Source organism: Phenylobacterium sp. Root1290 (genome assembly GCF_001425305.1).
In the GTDB taxonomy this organism is placed as follows: Bacteria; Pseudomonadota; Alphaproteobacteria; order Caulobacterales; family Caulobacteraceae; genus Phenylobacterium.
Window position 1 is genome coordinate 1,856,305 of the sequence record NZ_LMEE01000001.1, and the last position, 21,085, is coordinate 1,877,389.

The 21,085-nt window shown below is 68.9% G+C and carries 18 protein-coding genes and 1 riboswitch; of the genes, 11 read left to right on the forward strand and 7 right to left on the reverse strand.

Annotation, left to right across the window (positions count from 1 at the left end; translation table 11 throughout):
* Positions 1–66 precede the first annotated feature (66 nt).
* Positions 67–200, reverse strand: a riboswitch (yybP-ykoY riboswitch).
* A gap of 324 nt (positions 201–524) precedes the next feature.
* From ASC79_RS09030 to ASC79_RS09040, 3 genes are all read left to right on the forward strand, one after another.
* On the forward strand, positions 525–2,387 hold the full coding sequence (locus tag ASC79_RS09030; RefSeq protein WP_056023326.1) for a ribonucleoside-diphosphate reductase subunit alpha: 1,863 nt from the start codon (positions 525–527) through the stop codon (positions 2,385–2,387).
* Positions 2,388–2,715: 328 nt separating this feature from the next.
* Positions 2,716–3,552 (forward strand): lipid A-modifier LpxR family protein, encoded by an 837-nt coding sequence (locus tag ASC79_RS09035; protein ID WP_056023323.1) that lies wholly within the window; start codon positions 2,716–2,718, stop codon positions 3,550–3,552.
* A gap of 172 nt (positions 3,553–3,724) precedes the next feature.
* Entirely contained in the window at positions 3,725–3,970 is a 246-nt protein-coding gene (locus ASC79_RS09040; protein WP_056023321.1) for a DUF2798 domain-containing protein, read from the forward strand.
* Between the two features lie 16 nt (positions 3,971–3,986).
* On the opposite strand, the gene ASC79_RS09045 is transcribed toward ASC79_RS09040, so the two are convergent.
* Positions 3,987–4,640, reverse strand: coding sequence for a glutathione S-transferase family protein (locus ASC79_RS09045; RefSeq protein ID WP_056023318.1), 654 nt, complete (start codon positions 4,638–4,640; stop codon positions 3,987–3,989).
* Positions 4,641–4,771: 131 nt separating this feature from the next.
* Between ASC79_RS09045 and ASC79_RS09050 the strand changes: the two genes are divergently transcribed.
* A complete protein-coding gene (locus ASC79_RS09050; protein WP_056023315.1) occupies positions 4,772–5,800 on the forward strand; it encodes a ribonucleotide-diphosphate reductase subunit beta in 1,029 nt (342 codons plus the stop codon).
* 37 nt (positions 5,801–5,837) lie between these two features.
* On the opposite strand, the gene ASC79_RS09055 is transcribed toward ASC79_RS09050, so the two are convergent.
* Positions 5,838–6,440: a bifunctional 2-polyprenyl-6-hydroxyphenol methylase/3-demethylubiquinol 3-O-methyltransferase UbiG gene (locus ASC79_RS09055; protein ID WP_056023312.1), complete on the reverse strand. Its 603-nt coding sequence runs from the start codon at positions 6,438–6,440 to the stop codon at positions 5,838–5,840.
* A 77-nt stretch (positions 6,441–6,517) separates the two neighbouring features.
* On the opposite strand from ASC79_RS09055, the gene ASC79_RS09060 reads away from it, so the two are divergent.
* Positions 6,518–7,312, forward strand: a complete 795-nt coding sequence (locus ASC79_RS09060) for an enoyl-CoA hydratase/isomerase family protein (protein WP_056023309.1) — start codon at positions 6,518–6,520, stop codon at positions 7,310–7,312.
* 63 nt (positions 7,313–7,375) lie between these two features.
* A complete protein-coding gene (locus ASC79_RS09065) occupies positions 7,376–8,377 on the forward strand; it encodes a pyridoxamine 5'-phosphate oxidase family protein (RefSeq protein WP_056023306.1) in 1,002 nt (333 codons plus the stop codon).
* Positions 8,378–8,381: 4 nt separating this feature from the next.
* Here ASC79_RS09065 and htpX read toward each other — a convergent pair whose 3' ends face one another.
* From htpX to ASC79_RS09080, 3 genes are all read right to left on the reverse strand, one after another.
* Positions 8,382–9,356 carry a zinc metalloprotease HtpX gene (gene htpX / locus ASC79_RS09070; protein WP_056023303.1) on the reverse strand — a complete coding sequence of 325 codons (975 nt, stop codon included), beginning with the start codon at positions 9,354–9,356 and terminating at the stop codon, positions 8,382–8,384.
* An 88-nt stretch (positions 9,357–9,444) separates the two neighbouring features.
* Entirely contained in the window at positions 9,445–10,920 is a 1,476-nt protein-coding gene (locus ASC79_RS09075) for a bifunctional diguanylate cyclase/phosphodiesterase (protein WP_056023300.1), read from the reverse strand.
* A gap of 197 nt (positions 10,921–11,117) precedes the next feature.
* Positions 11,118–12,368, reverse strand: coding sequence for a dicarboxylate/amino acid:cation symporter (locus tag ASC79_RS09080; protein WP_056023297.1), 1,251 nt, complete (start codon positions 12,366–12,368; stop codon positions 11,118–11,120).
* A gap of 123 nt (positions 12,369–12,491) precedes the next feature.
* Here ASC79_RS09080 and ASC79_RS09085 point away from each other — a divergent pair, with 123 nt between their 5' ends.
* Positions 12,492–13,940, forward strand: coding sequence for an AMP nucleosidase (locus ASC79_RS09085; protein ID WP_056023295.1), 1,449 nt, complete (start codon positions 12,492–12,494; stop codon positions 13,938–13,940).
* 49 nt (positions 13,941–13,989) lie between these two features.
* On the opposite strand, the gene ASC79_RS09090 is transcribed toward ASC79_RS09085, so the two are convergent.
* Positions 13,990–16,017: a TonB-dependent receptor domain-containing protein gene (locus ASC79_RS09090; RefSeq protein WP_082531996.1), complete on the reverse strand. Its 2,028-nt coding sequence runs from the start codon at positions 16,015–16,017 to the stop codon at positions 13,990–13,992.
* Positions 16,018–16,081: 64 nt separating this feature from the next.
* On the opposite strand from ASC79_RS09090, the gene ASC79_RS09095 reads away from it, so the two are divergent.
* Positions 16,082–16,858, forward strand: coding sequence for a hypothetical protein (locus tag ASC79_RS09095; RefSeq protein WP_082531997.1), 777 nt, complete (start codon positions 16,082–16,084; stop codon positions 16,856–16,858).
* On the opposite strand, the gene ASC79_RS09100 is transcribed toward ASC79_RS09095, so the two are convergent.
* On the reverse strand, positions 16,855–17,730 hold the full coding sequence (locus ASC79_RS09100) for a LysR substrate-binding domain-containing protein (RefSeq protein WP_056023286.1): 876 nt from the start codon (positions 17,728–17,730) through the stop codon (positions 16,855–16,857). The genes ASC79_RS09095 and ASC79_RS09100 overlap by 4 nt on opposite strands.
* Before the next feature lie 79 nt (positions 17,731–17,809).
* Here ASC79_RS09100 and ASC79_RS09105 point away from each other — a divergent pair, with 79 nt between their 5' ends.
* The 3 genes from ASC79_RS09105 (at position 17,810) to ASC79_RS09115 (ending at position 20,887) form a co-directional block, all read left to right on the forward strand.
* The gene (locus tag ASC79_RS09105; protein WP_056023283.1) at positions 17,810–18,820 is read left to right on the forward strand and encodes a YeiH family protein; all 1,011 of its coding nucleotides are present in this window, start codon (positions 17,810–17,812) and stop codon (positions 18,818–18,820) included.
* A 50-nt stretch (positions 18,821–18,870) separates the two neighbouring features.
* Positions 18,871–19,644: a tyrosine-protein phosphatase gene (locus ASC79_RS09110; protein ID WP_056023280.1), complete on the forward strand. Its 774-nt coding sequence runs from the start codon at positions 18,871–18,873 to the stop codon at positions 19,642–19,644.
* Between the two features lie 70 nt (positions 19,645–19,714).
* Positions 19,715–20,887 (forward strand): alanine--glyoxylate aminotransferase family protein, encoded by a 1,173-nt coding sequence (locus ASC79_RS09115; RefSeq protein ID WP_056023277.1) that lies wholly within the window; start codon positions 19,715–19,717, stop codon positions 20,885–20,887.
* The last annotated feature ends 198 nt before the right edge of the window (positions 20,888–21,085 follow it).

The window sequence follows — 21,085 nt, forward strand, 5'->3', positions numbered from 1 at the left end:
CGGGCGGGGTCGAGGCATACCAATGGCCTTCCGCGCCGCCGACCCCGCTATGGACCGACGCACGAAAGCCAAAGGTCTCGCCAAGCGCCTGGGCCGCCGAAGCGACTCAGGGTCTTTGCCGGACACGCCATGCCTTGCGGCAAGTTTGTTGACGTGTCCCCCGCTGGAGTTACGGGCGGCTACTCCCCAGTGACGGCGTGTGGATAGGGTGGTGGTCGCCGGTGGGCAAGTGCGAACGACTCGCACCGGAAGCGCCCCCAGTTTTCACAGTCGCGTGAGCGGCGGCCTTGTCCGAGCGCAGCCAGCCTGTGGAAAACTCAAGCCCGCCAAGCCCTGGCTGCAAAGGTAAATGCGGCGTTAACGAAATTCTCGTGGGGATGACCGCTCCAGACCGTTGACGAGTCATTAGCCTTCATGGCCCCATATGAAGCGTATCGGGGGCGGGGCAGCCACTAGATATAGCGATAGGTACGGCCGGGCGGTGTCCCGGAGGCAAAGCGTCTGATAGTTATGGGTTTTGGGGCATGAGCAGCGGCGAAGCGGTGATGCGGACGGTTTCGGAAGCGACCCAGACGGCTCCTGCCGCTGAACGGCCGCAGCTCCAGTTGGTTCGAAAGGTCGAGGTCGATCGCTCGCGCGACGCCCTGCTGACCGATTTCGGCAAAACCACTCTCGAAGACCGCTACCTGCTGGCGGGCGAGAGCTATCAGGACATGTTCGCCCGCGTCGCGACGGCCTATGCCGACGACGCCGAGCACGCCCAGCGGATCTACGACTACATCTCGAACCTCTGGTTCATGCCCGCCACCCCGGTGCTCTCGAACGGCGGCGCCGGTCGCGGCCTGCCGATCTCCTGCTTCCTGAACGCGGTCGGCGATTCGCTCGACGGCATCCAGAGCGTCTGGAACGAGAACGTTGCGCTGGCCTCCAACGGCGGCGGCATCGGCACCTACTGGGGCGGCGTCCGGTCGATCGGCGAGAAGGTCAAGGGCGCGGGCCAGACCAGCGGCATCATCCCCTTCATCCGCGTGATGGACTCGCTGACCCTGGCGATCAGCCAAGGCTCGCTGCGCCGCGGCTCGGCGGCGGTCTATCTCGACATCCATCACCCGGAGATCGAGGAGTTCCTCGAGATCCGCAAGCCGTCGGGCGACTTCAACCGCAAGTCCCTGAACCTGCACCACGGCATCAACATCACCGACGAGTTCATGGAAGCCGTGCGCGAAGGGGCCATGTTCGGCCTGCGCTCGCCCAAGGACCAGGAAGTCCTGCGCGAGGTCGACGCCCGCTCGCTGTGGCAGAAGATCCTCGAGATCCGCCTGCAGACCGGCGAGCCCTACCTGATCTTCTCCGACACCGTGAACCGCTCGATGCCGCAGCATCAGCGCGACCTCGGCCTGTCGGTGCGCCAGTCGAACCTGTGCTCGGAGATCATGCTCCACACCGGGACCGACCACCTGGGTCACGAGCGGACGGCCGTCTGCTGCCTGTCCTCGGTCAACGCCGAGAAGTTCATGGAGTGGCGCGACCACCCGACCTTCATCGAGGACGTCATGCGCTTCCTCGACAACGTGCTGGAAGACTTCATCCGCAGCGCGCCGCCGGAAATGAAGAACGCCGTCTATGCCGCGCGTCGCGAGCGTTCGGTGGGCCTGGGCCTGATGGGCTTCCACTCGTTCCTGCAGATGCAGAACGTGCCGTTCGAGAGCGCTCTGGCCAAGAGCTGGAACATGCGCCTCTTCAAGCACCTGCGCCGCCAGTGCGACGCGGCCTCGCGCACCCTGGCCGCCGAACGCGGCGCCTGCCCGGATGCGGCCGAAAAGGGCGTGATGGAGCGCTTCAGCCACAAGCTGGCCATCGCCCCGACCGCTTCGATCTCGATCATCTGCGGCGGCACCAGCGCCGGCATCGAGCCGATCCCGGCCAACATCTACAGCCACAAGACCCTGTCGGGCACCTTCGCGGTCAAGAACCCCTACCTCGAGCGCCTTCTGGACGAGAAGGGCAAGAACACCTCGCAGGTCTGGGACACGATCCTGGAGAACGAAGGTTCGGTTCAGCACCTCGACTTCCTCAGCCAGGATGAGAAGGACGTCTACAAGACCGCCTTCGAACTCGATCAGCGCTGGGTCATCGAACTGGCCGCCGACCGCACCCCGGACATCTGCCAGTCCCAGTCGGTCAACGTCTTCCTGCCGGGCGACGTCGACAAGTGGGACCTGCACATGCTGCACTGGCAGGCCTGGGAGCGCGGCTGCAAGTCGCTCTACTACCTGCGCTCCAAGTCGGTGCAGCGCGCCGCCCACGCCGGCGGCGAGGGCGTGGCCATGGTCATCGACGCCCCGTCGGAGCGGACCGACTACGAGGAATGCCTCGCCTGCCAATAGGCCGCTTCTAGTGGCGGTTCCTTCCCCCGGGCGGGGCAGGGACCGCGGCCGAGCCAAGCTGACGATCGAGGGGCCTAGCGCCCCTCGACTGCGTTCAGGGCGACCGCCCGTCAGAACGCTGCGCTGAGTTCATCGCGCACAAATTGCATGCAAAATCCTGATCTTGTGCCGGTTTGGCACGAGCCCGGGTCAAACCGCGCGCCACCTCAGGTGTAAACCCGATGTGACGCATCGGTGGGGAACGGAAATTCCGTTTGCGTCATTCCACCATCATGGAAGGATGCTTGTTGGGCCGCACGCTCAACGATGCGGTACGGGAGGTTCGCTTATGAGGCTGTTGGCTGGGCTGGCCATCGCCTTGAGTTTTGGCGCAGTGACCACGGTCGCCGCGCAATCACCGAGGCCTGGCGGCGCCACGGATCTGAAGGACGCGGCTTTCGCGCCCGACAAGGCGCCGAAGATACGGCAGGACGACTTCTCGAACCTCGTCGAGCGTGAGCAGTTCGCCCCGGACGGCGCCCCGGTCCGCTGGACCACCAACAACTTCCAACTCGGCAAGACGGCTCGCGGTTCGGTCGATTCGATGCGCCTCAGCGTCGGCGGCGCGGTGCGCTCGCCCAGCGGCCTGCCCGCGAACATCGATCCCCGCGCCGCGCAGTTCGACGCCGACGCCTATGAGATCGCCGTGACCCGCGACTGGGCGCCGGTGCGCTTCGACGCCGGCGACCTGGATGTGCGCGTCACCCCGCACACCGGCGTCGGGGTTTCCAACAGCGGCGGCCAGGCCGAGGCCGGCGCCACCCTGACCGTCGCCCAGAAGCGCGACGACGCCGTCGAGGACCGCCTCAACGATATCGGCGTGCGTGACGGCAAGGCCTATGGCGACCAGGGCCGCTGGTACCTGTTCGCCGCCGCCAGCGGCCGCGCGGTCGGCCTGAACGTCCTGCGCAACGACAACGGCTGGGACCGCCAGGGCTGGACCACCGATCAGTCCAGCGCCCTGGTCGGGGACGCCCATGTCGGCGTCGCCTACCGCAAGGGCGCGATGCAGACCTCGTTCGGCTACATCCACCGCGAGGTGAAGGGCGAGCACATGGTCTACGGCCAGGACACCAAGGAGGACTCGGTGGTGGCCTTCACCTTCTCGCTGAAGCCGCAGAAGTGACGCAGCCTTTCGGGGCTTGAGATATATCGGAATGCCGCTATGACGGGGCCTGCAGCGCGTCCCGTGCTTCCGTAAGCGTTTACGTCAGCCAACGCATCCGCCTCACCCAGCCGGGCGAGGGTTCAGGTCCCTGGCGGGCCGGATGCATCGCGCGGCGCTTACGGAGTCTTCCATGTCTGCTTTCCCTCGCCGGTTGCCCGCGCGCTATGCCGGCGTCGTCATGCCTTTCGTGCTCTCGATCCTGATGACCTTCCTGGTGTCGGGCATCTCGACGCTCAAGAGCGTCGGCGCGACGCCGGCCATGCCCGCCGCCTGGATGGGCGCCTGGGGCGTCTCCTGGCTGGTCGCCTTTCCGGCGCTGCTGCTCCTGCTGCCGGTGGTCCGGCGCATCGTCGCCCTGGTCGTCGAGCCGGCTTGACCCGGGGGGGAGGGCCTCAGCCCTCCCACGTCCCCTTGAACGGCATGCGCTGCGCCCAGAGCTCGGCCAGCCGCGGGTCGGCGTCGACCCGGCGCACGACGGCGCTCATCTTCGGCGCGGCCTGGTAGAAGACCTTGCGCCGCGGCGTCCAGCGCGACATCGCCGTCACATAGAGGTCCAGCACGCTCATCGTGTCGCCCAGGATGTAGTCGCCCGGCTCCACCTGCTCGTCCATCATCCGCCAGCAGTCGGCGATGCGCTGGGCGGTACGCTCCAGGATGACCTTCTCGTGCTCCGCATCGGCGCCCAGCCGGCTCGGATCGTCGCGCACCCAGAACATCGAATAGATGGAGGCCGGCAGATAGATCATCCAGCGCAGGAACTGCGCCCGCTCCGGCGCGTCCGGCGCGGGGGCCAGCCGCGCCTGCGGATGGCTGTCGGCCAGGTGGATCAAAATCGCCGCGCTCTCGGTTAGTAGCTCGCCGCCGGGCGTGATCACCGCCGGCACCTGGCGCAGGCGGTTGACTTCGCCCACCGCGTCGGCCGCGGCCTTGCTGGCCCACGGGGCGTTCTCGACGACCCGATAGGGCAGGCCCAGCAGGGTCAGCGCCGCCTCGATCGGCACCGAACCGGAGCCGGCGGCGCCGTGGACTACATATTCGGCCGTCATGGTTTGTCCCCGTGTTCCACAACATGTTGCGTGTAATGTGATGACCCAACCACAAGATATGCCTTCCGCTCCTACCCGATCGGCGCCTAGATAAGATTCAACAACACCCGCCAGATTCGAAAGCCGCATCCGTGACCGCGACGTCCGCTCAGCCCGGCCTGCTCACTCCGTCCTTCGCCTACAAGCCGTTCCGCTATCCGTGGGCGTACGACTTCTGGAAGAAGCAGCAGCAGGTCCACTGGATGCCCGAAGAGGTGCCGCTGGGCGAAGACCTCAAGGATTGGGCGGCCAAGCTCAACGACAAGGAGCGCAACCTCCTCACCCAGATCTTCCGGTTCTTCACTCAATCGGACGTCGAGGTGAACGACAACTACATGGAACGCTACAGTCGCGTCTTCAAACCCACCGAGGTGAAGATGATGCTGGCCTCGTTCTCCAACATGGAGACGATCCACATCGCGGCCTACGCCCTGCTGCTCGAAACCATCGGCATGCCCGACAGCGAGTTCACGGCGTTCCTGGATTACCAGGAGATGCGCGACAAGCACGACTACATGCAGAAGTTCGGCGTCGATTCGCACGCCGACATCGCCCGCACGCTGGCCATGTTCGGCGGCTTCACCGAGGGCCTGCAGCTGTTCGCCAGCTTCGCGATGCTGCTGAACTTCCCGCGCCACAACAAGATGAAGGGCATGGGCCAGATCGTCTCGTGGTCGGTGCGCGACGAGAGCCTGCACTGCGAGGGCATCATCAAGCTCTACCACGCGTTCAACAAGGAGACCGGCGCGGTCACCAAGAGCGTGGGCGACGACATCATCGACTGCTGCAAGACCGTGGTCGGCCTGGAAGACGCCTTCATCGACCTGGCCTTCAACGCCGGCGAAGTCCAGGGCATGACCCCTGAGGACATCAAGCAGTACATCCGCTTCATCGCCGACTGGCGCCTGCGCCAGCTGCACCTGCCGGAAGTCTACGGCGTGAAGGAAAACCCGCTGCCCTGGCTGCAGTCGATGCTCTCGGGCGTCGAGCATGCGAACTTCTTCGAGGCCCGCTCGACCGAGTACTCCAAGGCCGCGACCAAGGGCCAATGGCACGGCGACGCCGGCGTCTGGGCCGAGTTCGACAAGGTGCTGGCCAAGCGCAGCGAGCCGGCGGAGTAACTGCCCTAGTTCCTCCCTTTCGGGGGAGGAAACGAGGCTACCCTCGCACCGCCTCCACATGCAGCCATTGGCGCATGACGCCGTCGAAGCCGCCGCCGCGGTCGTGGCTGAGCTCCAGCTCCGCCCAATTCCCCGCCGCGCCATAGGCCGCGCGCAGGCTCTCCTCGGTCGGGAAGTTGTAGTAGCGGCCCAGGCTGTCGCGGTCGCCGCCGTCGCCGGCCTTGAATCCCGCATAGAACCGCCCCCCGCGCTTAAGCGCCCGATGAATGCGCGCCAGGATGTCGGGCAGTCCCGCCTCGGGCACGTGCAGCAGGCAGGCGTTGGCCCAGACCCCGTCATAGGCGCCGGCCTCGTCCAGCTCCTCGAACTTCATCACCCGCACCGGCCGGCCCAACCGCTTCTGCGCTTCCAGCGCCAGGCCGGGCGAGCCGTCGGTCGGCGTCACGTCAAAGCCCGCGGCGATCATCGCCGCCGCGTCCTGCCCGCCGCCGCAGCCCAGCTCCAGGATCCTGGCTCCCGGCGCCAGCCGGGCCAGGAAGTCGTGGAGGCGCGGTCCGGCCTGGTCGCGCCGCCCGGCATAGGCCACGGCCTCGCGGTCGTAGAAGGCCAGCGTGTCGGAGTCGTGCAGCAGCGTGTCCATGGCGTCCTCCCTTTGGTCTGGCCTCAACCTCGTACCGCGTCCATTCTCGCGTCAACGCAAAGAAACGGGGGGAGCCCATGTCCAAGCTTGTCGAGGTGTCCGACGACGGTCACGTCCGCACCATCCGCCTGAACCGGCCTGAGAAGAAGAACGCGCTCTCCCAGCAGCTCGCCTGGGGCGTGATCGGCGCGATCGACGAGGCCGCCCGCGACGACAATGTCTGGGTCGTGGCGCTGACCGGGTCGGGAGACGCCTTCTGCGCCGGCCTCGATCTGACGGGCTCGGAGCCCTACCATCCGGACTCGGAAATGACCGCCCAGCTCGACGACATCAGCTGGGTCGGCCAGTTCGTGCTCGCCCTGCGCAAGCGCTGCGACAAGCCGGTGGTCGGCGGGATCAACGGCGTCGCGGTCGGCGCGGGCCTGGGCCTGGCCATGGCCACCGACGTGCGTCTGGTCGCCGCCAGCGCGCGCTTGATGGCCGGCTACACCCGCATCGGCGGCTCGCCGGACGCCGGCCTGACCATCACCCTGCCGCAGGTGATGGGCTACGAGCGCGCCATGCGCTTTATGATGGAGAACCGCACCGTCGTCGGCGCTCAGGCCCTGGAGTGGGGCATGGCCGGCGAGGCGGTCGACGACGCCAGTTTCCACGCCCGCCTGGCCGAGTACTGCGCCCAGCTTTGCGAGTGGTCGCCCATCACCCTGCGCCTGCTGAAGCGCGGCATCGTGAAGTCCTACGAGTCCACCGACATGGAGCAGCAGCTCCGCTACGAGGTCTCCAACATCGGCCGCGCCTTCCGCAGCGAAGACGGCCAGGAGGCCCGCCGCGCCTTCCTCGAAAAGCGCAAGCCGGTGTTCAAGGGGCGCTGATTGCGCTGTTGCGAATGAATATCAACTAGAGCAAGGTTGTCGGACCACGGCAGGAGCGGCCCGATGTCCGACACCATTTCCTCGATCTCGCAGCTCGAAGACTGCATCGGCGCCGCGGGTCTGCCCGTGAAGATGAAGATCATCGACCACCTGGACGCCACGGCGGCGCAATGGATCGGCGCCTCGCCCGTCGCCTTCGTCGGGCTCGGCTCGGCCGACGGGCCCGGCGTCAGCGTCGCCGGCGGCCTGCCCGGCTTCGCCAGGGTCAAGGACGCCAAGACCCTGGCCATTCCCCTCGCGGCGATCGATGCCCCCGGGGCGGCCGAGGTCGGCCGTGGGGCAGGGGTGCTGTTCCTGATCCCGGGGATCGGCGAGACCCTGCGCGCCAACGGCGCGGTCAAGGCGGTGAGCGCCACCGAGCTGGAGATCACCATCGAGGAGTGCTTCGTGCACTGCGCCAAGGCGCTGATCCGCTCCGATTTCTGGAACCCCGCGGAGGCGGCCGCGCCGAGCGATCCCGCCGGCTTCGTCGACGCCGCCCGCTTCCTGGCGCTGGCGACCATGGACGCCCAGGGCCGGATCGACATCAGCCCCAAGGGCGACCCCGCCGGCCTGCTGGTTCGCATGGGCGGCGCGCGCGCCACCCTGGCCGAGCGCCCGGGCAACCGGCTGGCCTTCGGCTACCGCAACATGATCGAGCAGCCCAAGGTCGCCGCCCTCTGCATCATTCCCGGCGCGCTGTCGGTCGCCGTGCTGCGCGGCCAGGCCCACCTGACCAAGGACGAAGCCGTGCGCGCAGCCTTCGTGGTGGACGAAAAGACTCCGCTGCTGGCGACGGTGATCGAGGGCGCCCAGCCGCAGATCGCGGTCAGCGCCGCGCTGGAGCGCGCCGGCCTCTGGGCGTCGTCGCCGGCGGCGCCGGCGATCGACCCCGCCGCCACTCTGGTCGCGCACCTGAAGCTCAACAAGGCGCGCGGCGCCCAGGCGACCCTGCTGCGGCTGGCCGCCAACCGCGGCCTGATCGCGAAGGGTCTGGAGAGCAGCTACAAGACCCAGCTCTACTGAGCCCTCAGCTGTTCCAGGGCCCGCCCTGCGACTTCGGCCGCTCGGTGGTCGGGACCGCCGTCGCGCCGCCGCCCCAGCGGCTGCCGCTGCTCACGATCGGGTCGGCCTGACGCGGCGGTGCGCCGTGCCCGCCGCCCATCTTCATCAGCGCCGCGACGCGGTTGCCGGTGGCCGGGTGGGTCGAGAACAGGTTGTCCGCGCCGCGACCCGCCAGCGGGTTGATGATGAACATCTGGCCGGTGGCCGGATTGCGCTCGGCGGTGACGTTGACGATGCCGTGGGCATAGGCCTCGATCTTCTGCAGCGCGCTGGCCAGGGCCTGCGGATCGCCGCTCATCTCGGCGCCGTGCTTGTCGGCCTCGTACTCGCGGCCGCGGCTGATCGCCATCTGCACCAGGGCGGCGGCCATCGGGGCCAGCACCATCAGCGCGATCGTGCCGATGATCCCGCCGGGACGCTCGCGGTCGTTGCCGCCGAAGAACAGAGCGAAGTTGGCGAGCGAGGAGATCGCCCCGGCCAGCGTCGCGGTGATGGTCATGGTCAGGGTGTCGCGGTTCTTCACGTGCGCCAACTCGTGCGCCATCACCCCACGGATTTCGCGCCGGTCCAGCATGCGCAACAGGCCGACGGTCGCGGCCACGGCGGCGTGCTCGGGATCGCGGCCGGTGGCGAAGGCGTTCGGCTGCTCGGTCTCCATCACATAGACCTTCGGGCGCGGCATGTTCGCCCGGTCGGCCAGCTCGTAGACGTCGTTGACGTAGTTGCGCAGCAGCGGCTCCGACGTGCTCGGATCGACCTCGCGCGCGCCGTACATGCGCAGCACGATCTTGTCGGAGTTCCAGTAGCTGAAGAAGTTCATCGCCACGCCGATGGCTAGCGCTATGGCCATGCCGGTCGGTCCGCCGATCAGGTAGCCGATGCCGACGAAGAGGGCGGTCATGCCCGCCAGCAGCATGAAGGTGCGAAGATGGTTCTGCATGGCGGCGGATATGGGGTGGCGCCGCCGCCTCGCGCAAGCGCCCGAAGCCTACTCTGACAAAGGTTTCATCGATCGCCCGCCTTGCGGGCTAGAACGTCGCCGCGCGCAGGGTCGCCGCCGCCGCCATGATCCGGTCGGTCGGGGCTTCGGCACCCGCCGCCTGGGCGCGCATCAGCGCCTCGCAGTCGTCGCCCGGCATCGGGCGGGCGAACAGATAGCCCTGCATCCGGTCGGCGCCCGCCGCGCGCAGGAAGATGGCCTGGGCCTCATCCTCGACGCCCTCGGCGACGATGCGCGCGTCCAGCGACTTGGCGGCGCTCAGCATGGCGCGGACCAGCTTGGAGACCCGCGGGTCGCGGCCCACGCCGCCGATCAGCGACTGGTCCAGTTTCACCGTATGGATCGGCAGCTGCAGCAATGCGCGCAGGTTCGAATAGCCGGTGCCGAAGTCGTCCAGGGCGATCCGCACCCCGCGCGAGGCCAGCCGCTCGATGTGACGGCGGGCGAGGGATAGGTCGTGGACCAGGAAGGTCTCGGTGATCTCGACGGTCAGGGCCGTGGCCGGCAGGTCGGTGTCGGCCAGCCGGGCGATCAGCTTGCGCGAGAAAGCCGGGTCCAGTAGCTCGCGCTGCGAGACGTTGCACGAGATGGTGTCGATCATGCCCTCGGCCACCCAAGGGGCGGCGCGTTGGCAGGCGGTCTGGAAGATCGCGCCGTCCAGCTCTCCGATCAGGCCCAGTTCCTCGGCCAGCGGCACGAACACGCCCGGTGGGATCATGCCGCGCTCGGCGTGGTTCCAGCGGGCCAGCACCTCGGCGGCGATGATGCGGCCGTCGGCGGCGTTCACCACCGGTTGGAACCAGGGAACGATATCGCCGGCCGGGATCGCCCGGCGCAGCTCGGTTTCCAGGCTGTGGCGCGCCTCGGTCGCTCGGCGCAGATCCTCGTCGAAGGCCGACCAGCGGCTGCCGCCGGCGGCCTTGGCCCGATAGAGCGCGATATCTGCGAACCGCTGCAGGTCGGCCGCGTCGTCGGCGTCGGTCGGATAGATCGCCACCCCGACCGAGGCGCCCGGCGCGATCGCGCGGCCATAGATGGTGTGCGTCTGGGTCAGGGCCTGGGTGAGCTCGGCCGCCCGGGCGCGGCTCTCCTCGCCGGAGGCGATCACTGCGAATTCGTCGCCGCCCAGGCGCGACACCACGTCATCCTCGCGTGCGCCGGCCTTCAGCCGGCGGCCGATCTCGATCAGCAGCTGATCGCCGGCGTCGTGGCCGAGGCTGTCATTGAGGTTCTTGAAGCGGTCCAGGTCGATCACGAACAGCGCCACCGGCTCGCCGGTGCGCTCGGCCTCTTCCAGCCGTCCGACCAGGGCGGCGGTGAAGGCGCCGCGGTTCAACAGGCCGGTCAGGCTATCGGTGCGCGCCAGATGCATGGTCAGGGCGCGCTCGGTCTCCAGCTCCTCGATGCGCGCGGCCAGGCTCGCCGAGACGTGGCGCAGCTCCTGCCTCGCCTCGATCAGCAGCGCCTCGGCGCCCGCGTCGATGTTCTGACCGGTGGGGATCACGGCGCGCTCAGGCGGCCCGGCGACGTCTGCCGGCGCCCTTGAAGCCGGCGACGGCCTCCAGGAACTCCGTAAAGACGATGCCCGTCATGCCACCCCCTCCGCACGCCCTGGAAAATCAGGGTTACGCGTAATAGGCGCCAATCACGGAATCGTCCGTTAACGGGAGTCGCGAAGCGGGGACCGCCCGAGGGTTGTCCTCAGGCGCGCGCGGGCTCTGTCTCGGCGGGATCCTCGATCTGGTTTTCCCATTTGGCGACCACCGCCGCGGCCACCGAGTTGCCCACCACGTTGGTGGCCGAGCGGCCCATGTCGAGCAGGTGGTCGACGCCCAGGATCAGCAGCAGGCCCGCTTCCGGCAGGTCGAAATAGGTCAGGGTGGCGGCGATGACGACCAGCGAGGCGCGCGGCACGCCGGCCATGCCCTTGGAGGTGACCATCAGCAGCAGCAGCATGGTGATCTGCTGGCCGATCGTCAGTTCGATGCCATAGGCCTGGGCGATGAACAGCACCGCGAAGGTGCAGTACATCATCGAGCCGTCGAGGTTGAACGAGTAGCCCAGCGGCAGCACGAAGCTGGAGATCCGGCGCGACAGGCCGAACTTCTGCAGTTCTTCCAGGGTCCGCGGATAGGCGGCCTCCGAAGAGGCGGTGGCGAAGGCCAGCAGGGCCGGTTGGCGGATCGCGCCCAGCAGCTGCAGCGCGCGCTTGCCGACGATCAGGATGGCCGCCAGGCTCAGCAGGCCCCACAGCACGCCGAGCGAGGCGTAGAAGCCCAGCACGAACTTGGCGTAGTCGACCAGCACGCCCAGGCCCTGGGTCGAGATGGTCGCCGCCAGGGCCGCGAAGATCGCCAGGGGCGCGGTCTTCATGACGTAGCCCGTGACCTTGAGCATGATGTTGGCGATCTGGTCGACCAGCGCGGTCACCGCCGGCGCCTTGTCGTCCAGGGCCGCCACGGCGGTGCCGACGAACACCGAGAACACCACGATCTGCAGGATCTCGTTGTTGGCCATGGCCTCGACGATCGACTTCGGCACCAGGTGGGTGACGAATTCCTTGAGCGTCAGCTTGCTAGCGTCGACCCCGCCGGCGGCGTGGCTGGCGCTGTCGACCAGCCCCATGCCCACGCCGGGCTGGATCAGGTGCACCATCACCAGGCCGATGGTCAGCGAGACGATCGAGGCGGTGATGAACCAGGCCATGGTCTTGACGCCGACCCGGCCGATGGAGGCGGCGTCTTCCATGTGCGCGATGCCCGCGACCAGGGTCGAGAACACCAGCGGGGCGATGATCATCTTGATCAGCCGCAGGAAGACGTCGGTGATGATGGTCAGGTTCTCGGCGACCGACTTGGCCTGTTCAGGGCTCAGTCCCTGGTTCACGCCCCAGCCGACAAGCACGCCGAGCACCATGGCGCCCACGATGAAGGCGGTGAAAAGTCGGTTCATGCGGGGCCCCCAAGCTCACTACAGGCCGACCTTGTGGCCGAGAAAGGGGCCGTTCGTCCATAGCGTTGCAAAAGTGAGAAAGAGACGTCTCGCAACCTGCACAAGAGCAGGCTAAACTGACCCATGTTCAACGAAGAGAAAGCAGCCGCCATCGTCGAGCGGCTAAATACCGAATATCAGACGACTGTCGAAGCGCTCCGAAACGCGCTCAAGACCTTTCTGGCCGGCGGTCCGCCGCCTGATCCCGCCTCCCGCGCCGCCGGAATATTCGCCTACCCCGAACTGCGCCTGACCTGGCCTCCGGGGCACAGCTACCCTCGCCTTTCGCGCGCCTATGCCCGCCTTTCCCAGCCGGGCGAGTACTCGGTCACAGTTACGCGACCGGACCTCTACCGCGACTATTTGACCGAGCAGATCAGCCTGCTGATGGCCGATTTCGACGTCACCATCGAGGTCGGGCGCTCGCGCCAGGAGATGCCGTTCCCCTATGTGCTGGACGGCGCGGTCGACCTGGCCATGGCCGACATCGGCTCGGCCGATATCGCCCGCCACTTCCCGACCACCGAGCTCGCCCACATCGGCGACGAGATCGCCGACGGCTTTTGGGACGCCAGCCTCGAGCCGACGCGGCCGCTGGCCCTGTTCGATGGCCTGCGCATCGACTTCTCGCTGGCGCGGCTGGCCCACTACACCGGCACCCCGGCCGAGCACGTCCAGCCCTACATCCTGTTCACCAACTACCACCGCTACGTGGACGAGTTCGTGCGTTGGGGCTGCCAGCAGATCCGCGAGGGCCACTATGACGCTCTCAGCGCCGCCGGCCGCGTGCTGGTGACCGCCGAGACAGAGAACCCCGAGCAGGTCGTCGCCGACGGCGCCTGGCGCCGCCACCAGATGCCGGCCTACCACCTGATGGCCAAGGGCAAGCGCGGCCTGACCCTGGTCAACATCGGCGTCGGCCCGTCCAACGCCAAGACGATCACCGACCATCTCGCGGTGCTGCGCCCCCAGGCCTGGCTGATGATCGGCCACTGCGGCGGCCTGCGCGGCTCGCAGACCATCGGCGACTACGTCCTGGCCCATGCCTATCTGCGCGATGACCACGTGCTGGACGACGTGCTGCCGCCGGAAATCCCGATCCCGCCGATCGCCGAGATCCAGGTGGCCATGAACCGCGCCGCCGAGACCGTCACCGGCGAGAGCGGCGAGATGCTCAAGCGTCGCCTGCGCACCGGCACCGTGGTCACCACCGACGACCGCAACTGGGAGCTCCGCTTCTCGTCCTCGTCGCTGCGCTTCAATCAATCGCGCGCGGTGGCCATCGATATGGAAAGCGCCACGATCGCGGCCCAGGGCTACCGCTTCCGGGTGCCGTACGGGACGCTGCTCTGCGTCTCCGACAAGCCGCTGCACGGCGAGATCAAGCTGCCGGGCCAGGCCAACGCCTTCTATGAGCGCGCCATCGGCCAGCACCTGCAGATCGGCATCGCCACCATGGACCTGCTGCGCGACGAAGGCTCCCGCGTCCACTCGCGCAAGCTCCGCAGCTTCGACGAGCCGCCGTTCCGATAGGCGGCCTAGGCTCCTCCCGCCGCGAGACGAGAGGAGCCTTTGGTCTTCCCTAGAACCGCGTGCGCAGCCCGACCGCGAAGTTGCGGCCGCGCAGCGGGGCGACGTCGGTGATGAACGAGGCGTGGTTCAGCGCCTTCTCGTCGAGCAGGTTGGTCCCCCGCATGAAGATCTGGCTGTCGAAGCCCGCCGCCGTGAAGTCGTAGGCCAGGGTGCCGTTGACCATGTCGTAGCCCGGCGTCCTGGTCTCGAAGGCGGCGATCCTGTCCTGTTCGAACACCCGCACGTACTCGAGCGCGCCGGACCAGTCGCCCTGGACGAAGTCGCCGCGGACGCCCAGCCGTCCGGCCGGGATGCGCGGCAGGTCGCCGCCCTCGTCGTCGAACTCGGCGCGGACGTAATCGCCGAACGCCGTCGCCGACAGGCCAGGCGTGAACTGGTGGCGCACCTCGCCCTCGACCCCGGTGAAGGTCGCGTCGGCCTGGCTGTAGCGGATCAGCCGGAACTCCTCGAACTGATCCAGCGTGCGGGCGAATATGTAGCCGTCATAGGCGTAGCGATAGGCGCTGGCCGAGAACGTCGTCGCCCCGCCGGTCTTCTTCAGGCTGAGCTCGACCGAGTTGGAGGTCTCGACGTCCAGGGTCGCGGTCCCGATCTCGTAGGTGTTGGTCGCCAGGTGGACGCCGCGGGCGTACATCTCCTGGGCGCTCGGCGCGCGCTGCGAGCGGGCGATCGACAGGGTGGCCGCATAGTCCGGCGCGAACCGCCAGGTCGCCGCCGCCGAGGCCGAGAACGGGCTGTGGTCGGCGTCGACCCGGCCCTGGGCCCTGGCGTCCTGCCACTCCTGGCGCAAAGCCCCCTCGAACCGCCAGTCGCCGGCCTCCAGCTCTTCCAGCAGGAAGATCGCCGAGTTGGTGGTGCGGCTCTTGGGGATGAACGACTCCGCGCCGACGGCGGCGAAATCGCTGCGCGCCGTCTGCACGCCGACCACGCCGCGCAGGGCGCCGATCGGCGCGTGCTGCACCTCCAGGCGGGCGTCATAGCCCTTGTTGGTGAAGGTGGTCGCCACGACGTCGTCGTCGATCTCGTCGTGGGCGTAGTCTGTGTAGCCGCCGCGCAGGCGGATGCGTTCGATACCGGCCATCGGCGCGCGCAGTTCGCCGCGCACGTCGACCCGCTTGCTCCTCAGGTCGACGATCGGCGCGCCGTGATCGTCGCCCTCGCCATGTTCGTGCTCGTGGTCATGGTCGTGGCCGCCGCAGTGCAGGCTGGAGCCGTGCGGGTGGCAGTCCTCGTACTCATGGCTGTGGCCAGGCAGGCCGTATTCGCTGCGCTGGTCGGTGTAGGCCGCGCCCAGATAGCCCTGGCTGCCGATCCACGACAGGCCCAGGCTCGCCGTCCGGCTGCGGTTGAACGAGCCGTCCAGCTTGTCCTCCGACCAGTCGGGGACCTCATAGTCGTCGGCGCGGCGGCCGGCGGCCTCCAGGCGGATCGCAAAGTTCCCGGTCCCGCCGGTCACCCCGACCACGCCGGCCCGCTCGTTGTCGGCCGAGCCCAGGCGGACCTCGGCCACGCCCTCGAACCCGTCCTCGGGAATCGCCGTCGGGATCTTCTTGTCGATCAGGTTGACCGCCCCGCCGATCGCGCCGCCGCCATAGAGCAGGGCGCTGGGGCCGCGCAGGATCTCAATGCTGTCCAGCAGCAGCGGCTCGCCCGACACCGCGTGGTCAGGCGACACCTCCGAGGCGTCCATCAGCGCCGACCCATCGGTCAGCACCTTCACTCGCGGCGCGGTCTGGCCGCGGATCACCGGCCGGCTCGCCCCGCCGCCGAAGGTGTCGGAGTTCACCCCCGGCAGGCCGGTCAGGGTCTCGCCCAGCGTCGATTGCCGCCGGTGGTCCAGGTCCTGCCCGCGCACCACGGCGACGCTCGAAGCGACGTCCTGGTTGGAGCGGCCCAGCGGGTCGCCGGTGACGACGATCTCACCGATCTCGGTTCCTGGACCGGACTGGTCGGCCAGCGCGCCGGTCGCCACCGCCGACAGGCTGGCGGCGGCGAGAAGGACAGTTCTGAATTGCATTTTACGAGACCCCGGCTCATGACTGATGGGGTCTCCAGTATGTTATAACATAACGATCATCAAGATGCCCTCGACCTCAAGCCCGCCGACCCCCGCGCTTTTCCGTCATATCGAGCAAGTTCACGGCGACCGTCCGTGGGGCGCGTTCCTCGACGCCGGGACGGGGGTCAATTCGGCGCTCTGGTCGACCGCGCTGGCCACGGAGCGCTGGTGCGCGGTCACCGGCTCGGCCTCGCACGGGGATCAGGTCCGCGGCCGCGTGGGAACGCGGTTGCGCGCGCAGGACAGCCTGCTCGTCGGCAACTGGACCGACGCCGATCTGCTGGCCGGCGAGGGCTTCGACACCGTGCTCGCCGACTACCTGGTCGGGGCGGTCGAGGGCTTCTCGCCCTATTTCCAGTCTCAGCTCTTCGCGCGCCTGCGCCCGTTGGTGAAGGGGCGGCTCTATGTGGTCGGGCTCGATCCCTACGTCCTCGGCGAGGCTCCGGACGAGGCGGCCCGCGCCGTCCGCGACATCGGCCGCCTGCGCGACGCCTGCCTGCTCCTGGCCGGCGAGACGCCCTATCGCGAGTATCCGGCCGAGTGGGTGGTCAACTCGCTGCAAGGCTCGGGATTTCGCGTTCTGGCGGGCCGCCGCTTCGGCAACCGCTACCGCGAGACGTGGGTGAATGGGCAACTCGACATGGCTGTGCGGCGCCTGCCCAGGTTCGCCGACCCGCAACTCGCCGCGGCCATGCGCGGCGCCATCGAGGCGCTGCGTGCGCGCAGCCTCGACCTCTGCCGCCGCCAGGACGGCCTGGCCCACGGCCACGACTACGTGGTCGCCGCCGAACCCGTCTAGGCCAGCGACTCCAGCAGGGCGGCGGCGGCCCGGCTCGGCGGGCGGTCGGGGCGGCTGACGATGTGGAACGGCCGCGGCGGCAACTCCGGCCCGATCCGCTGCAGGCCCCCGCTGGCGATTAGCGGCCGGGCCGCCAGCTCCGACACCGCCGCCAGCAGCCCGCCCTGGGCGACGGCCGCCAGGATGGCCTCGTTCGACGGCAGCACCAGCGCGCAGGGGAGGCGGTCGGGATCCAGCCCCAGCCCCCGCAGCGTTTGCTCGAATTCCGAGCGCGTGCCCGATCCGGCCTCGCGCCGCACCCATGGGTGCGCGGCCAGGTCGGCGAGCGCGAACCTGCCGGCCTGCGCCAACGGATGGTCCGGGGTCGCCACCATGGCCAGCCGGTCGGCGCCCACCTGCCGACGCTCCAGCAGCGGCGCCTCAACCGCGCCTTCCACAAAGCCGAGCTCGACCGCGCCGCTCAGCACCGCCTCGGTCACCTGGGCGGTGTTGCCGATCGACAGCTGCAGCTCGACGCCGGGATGGGCGTGGCCGAACGCCGCCAGGCGCGGCGGCAGCCAGTAGGCGCCGACGGTCTGGCTCGCGAACAGCTCGATCCGGCCGCGCTTCAGGCCCGCCAGATCGTCGAGCAGCCGGGCGGCGTCGGTCGCGCGCGCCAGCACCGCGCGCGCTTCGGGCAGGAATGCCCGGCCCGCCTCGGTCAGCGCCAGTCCGCGGCCGACGCGGTCGAACAGCCGCGTATCGTGGCGCGCCTCCAATGCTGCGATCGCTGCGCTGGCCGCCGACTGAGTGATGTTCAGCGCCTGCGCCGCCTGCGTCATGTGCTGGCGCTCGGCCACCGCCACGAAGATCCGAAGCTGCTCCAGGGTCATTCGAAATGATCTGAAAATCGGATCATTATATCAAGAACAATGCGTTGGATCGATTGAAGGGCGCGGAGCACAAGGCGCCATGCCCGTCGCTCTCGCCCCCTTCCGCCGTCTGCTGCCTGGCGTGCTGCTCTGCGCCGTCCTGGGCCTCGCGGCCGTCGGGCTGCAGGGGGTGGAGGTGCGGCTCGCCGGTCGCGCCTGGCTTGAGGCCCTGGTCATCGCCATCCTGCTCGGCGCCGCCGTGCGCGCGCTGTGGGCCCCCGGCGCGGCCTGGAGCGCCGGGATAGACTTCAGCGCCAAGGTCCTGCTGGAGGTCGCCGTGGCGCTGCTCGGCGCCACGGTCAGCGCCGCCAGCCTTGCCACCATGGGGCCGGCCATGATCGGCGGCGTGGCGATGGTCGTCGTCCTGTCGGTCGCCGGCGGCTATGGCCTGGTGCGGCTGTTCGGTCTGCCGCGGCGCATGGCCCTGCTGGTCGCGTGCGGCAACTCGATCTGCGGCAACTCCGCCATCGCCGCCGTGGCGCCGGTCATTGGGGCCGAGCCGGACGACGTCGCCTCGGCCATCGCCTTCACCGCCGTGCTCGGGATCGGCGTCGTGCTGGCCGTGCCGGTGGTCGCCGCCCTGTTGCACCTTTCGCCGGTGGCGACCGGCGCCTTCGCCGGGCTGACGGTCTACGCCGTGCCGCAGGTGCTGGCCGCGACCGCCCCGGCCGGCGCGCTCGCCGCCCAGACCGGAACCCTGGTGAAGCTGGTGCGGGTCCTCGCGCTCGGTCCGGTCTGCCTGGCGCTTGGCCTGCTGGCGGGGCGCGGGGGACGGCGCATGGACTTGCGGCGCCTGGTCCCCTGGTTCGTCGCCGCCTTCCTCGTCCTGGCCGTCGCTCGCGCGCTGGGCGCCCTGCCGCCGCCCGCGGTCCACGCGGCCGGGCAGATGTCGGGCTGGCTGACCGTCGCGGCGATGGCCGCCCTAGGGCTCGGGGTCGATCTCAAGTCGCTGGCCCGCGCTGGACCGCGGGTCTGCGCCGCGGCCGGCCTTTCGCTGCTGCTGCTCGCGGGGCTGGCGCTTGGTTTGCTGGCGCTGCTGGGCTGGACCTGAGGCGTCGCGCCCTCTCGAAATCCGGCGCCGAAAACGCTAAATCCAGCGCCATGACGAATATCAAACTCGAAGCCATCGACAACTTCCGCGACTTCGGCGGCTTCAGCACCGCTTGCGGCCGGGGCCTCAAGTCGGGCCGCCTGTTCCGCTCGGCCAACCACGCCTACGCCACCGACGGCGACCTCGCCGCCCTGCGCGACCTGGGGGTGGAGGTGATCGTCGACCTGCGCCGCCGCCGCGAACGCGACCGCGAACCGTCCCGCCGCTGGGAAGGCTTCGCCGGCATGGTGATCGAGAACGACATCGACGGACCCGAGCATGACTGGGCCGACGCCCTGAAGGCCGCGCCCAGCATCGACGCCTCCTGGTTCTTCAACGACAGCCTCGGTTTCTACCGCGCCGCTCCGCATGCCGAGCGGATGGTCGATCTGTTCAGCCGCTATTTCCAGGCGCTGGCCGACACGGAAGGGCCGGTGGTGGTCCACTGCGCCGCCGGCAAGGACCGCACGGGCATGATCTGCGCGCTCACCCACCACATCGCCGGCGTCCACCGAGACGACACGCTCGGCGACTATCTCGCCACCAACGACGAGACCCAGATGGAAAAGCGTGTCGGCTTCCTGGGGCCATGGGTCCGGGACCTGACCGGCGTCACCCTCAGCGACGCGGCCTTGCGCCAGGCGGTCAGCGTCCATGAGGCGTTCCTGGAGGAGGCCTTCGCGGTCATGACCGAACGCCATGGCTCGGTGGACAACTACCTGGCCGACGCGCTGGGCGTCGACACCGCCCTGCGCGACCGCATCGCCGCGCGCATCCTGCGCTGACGTAAGGCGGGCTGACATCCCGGGCCTGATCCCCTAAGCGTCCCCGCAACAACATAGACGGGGACCAGTCATGCAGAGCTTCCAGCCGCCGCGCCGCATCCTGATGGGGCCTGGCCCCTCCGACGTCAGCCCCCGCGTCCTGGCCGCGCTCGCCCGTCCGACCATCGGCCACCTGGACCCGCAGTTCCAGGACCTGATGGAAGAGATCAAGGGCGCGCTGGCCCGGCTGTTCAACGCTCCTGACCACGCCTGCGTCCCGCTGCCCGCGCCCGGCACCGCCGGCATGGAAGCGGCGATCATGAACCTGTTGGAGCCGGGCGACCGCGCGGTCATCGCCATCAACGGGGCCTTCGGCGGCCGCATGGCCGACATGGCCGACCGCGCCGGCGCCGAGGTCGTGAAGGTCGAGTTCGAGTGGGGCAAGCCGGTCGATCCTGCCGCCATCGAGGAAGCCCTCAAGGCCGCGCCGACCAAGGTCCTGGCCTTCGTCCACGCCGAGACCTCGACTGGCGCGCGCAGCGATGCGGCGACCCTCTGCGGCCTGGCCCGCAAGTATGGGGCGCTGTCGATCGTCGACTGCGTGACTTCGCTGGGCGGCATCACCGTCGACGTCGCCGCCTGGGACGCCGACGCGGTCTATTCCGGCACTCAGAAGTGCCTCTCGGCGCCTCCGGGCCTGTCGCCGATCGCGCTGTCGAAGCGCGCTCAGGAAGCCATCAGCAGCCGCAAGACCAAGGTCCGCAACTGGCTCTGCGACTTTAATCTGCTGATGAGCTACTGGGGCGGCGACGGCGGCCGCACCTATCACCACACCGCGCCGATCAACGCCCTCTACGGTCTGCATGAAAGCCTGGTCGCCCTGTTCGAGGAAGGCCAGCAGGCCGTGCTCGTCCGTCACGCGCGCACCCATGAAGCGCTCGCGGCGGGGATCGAGGCGCTGGGCCTGAAGTTCCTGGTCGCCGAGAAGGACCGCCTGCCGCAGCTCAACGCCGTGATCGTGCCCGACGGCGTCGATGAGGCCGCCGTGCGGACCTACGTCCTCGACAAGTGGGACCTGGAGATCGGCGCCGGCCTTGGTCCGCTGAAGGGCAAGGTCTGGCGCATCGGCCTGATGGGCGCCTCGGCCACCCCCTGGCACGTTCGCCTCTGCCTGAACGCGCTGTCCGAGGCGCTCCAGGCGCAGGGCTTCAACGCCGACGCCAAGGCCGGCCTGGCCGCCGCCGACGCGAAGCTGGCTGCCTAGACTTCCTCTCCGCGCCGACGTCGTCCGCCTAAGTGTCATCCCGGTTTGCGAAGCAAGACCGGGACCCATTCGCGCCGGGCGGGCAGAATTGGCCGGGGCCGTGGGCCGGCCTGCGCCATCCGGTGTTCATGGGTCCCGGTCTTCGGCCTACGGCCGAAACCGGGATGACATCCATGATGCAGCTTCCCGCGCTTCGCG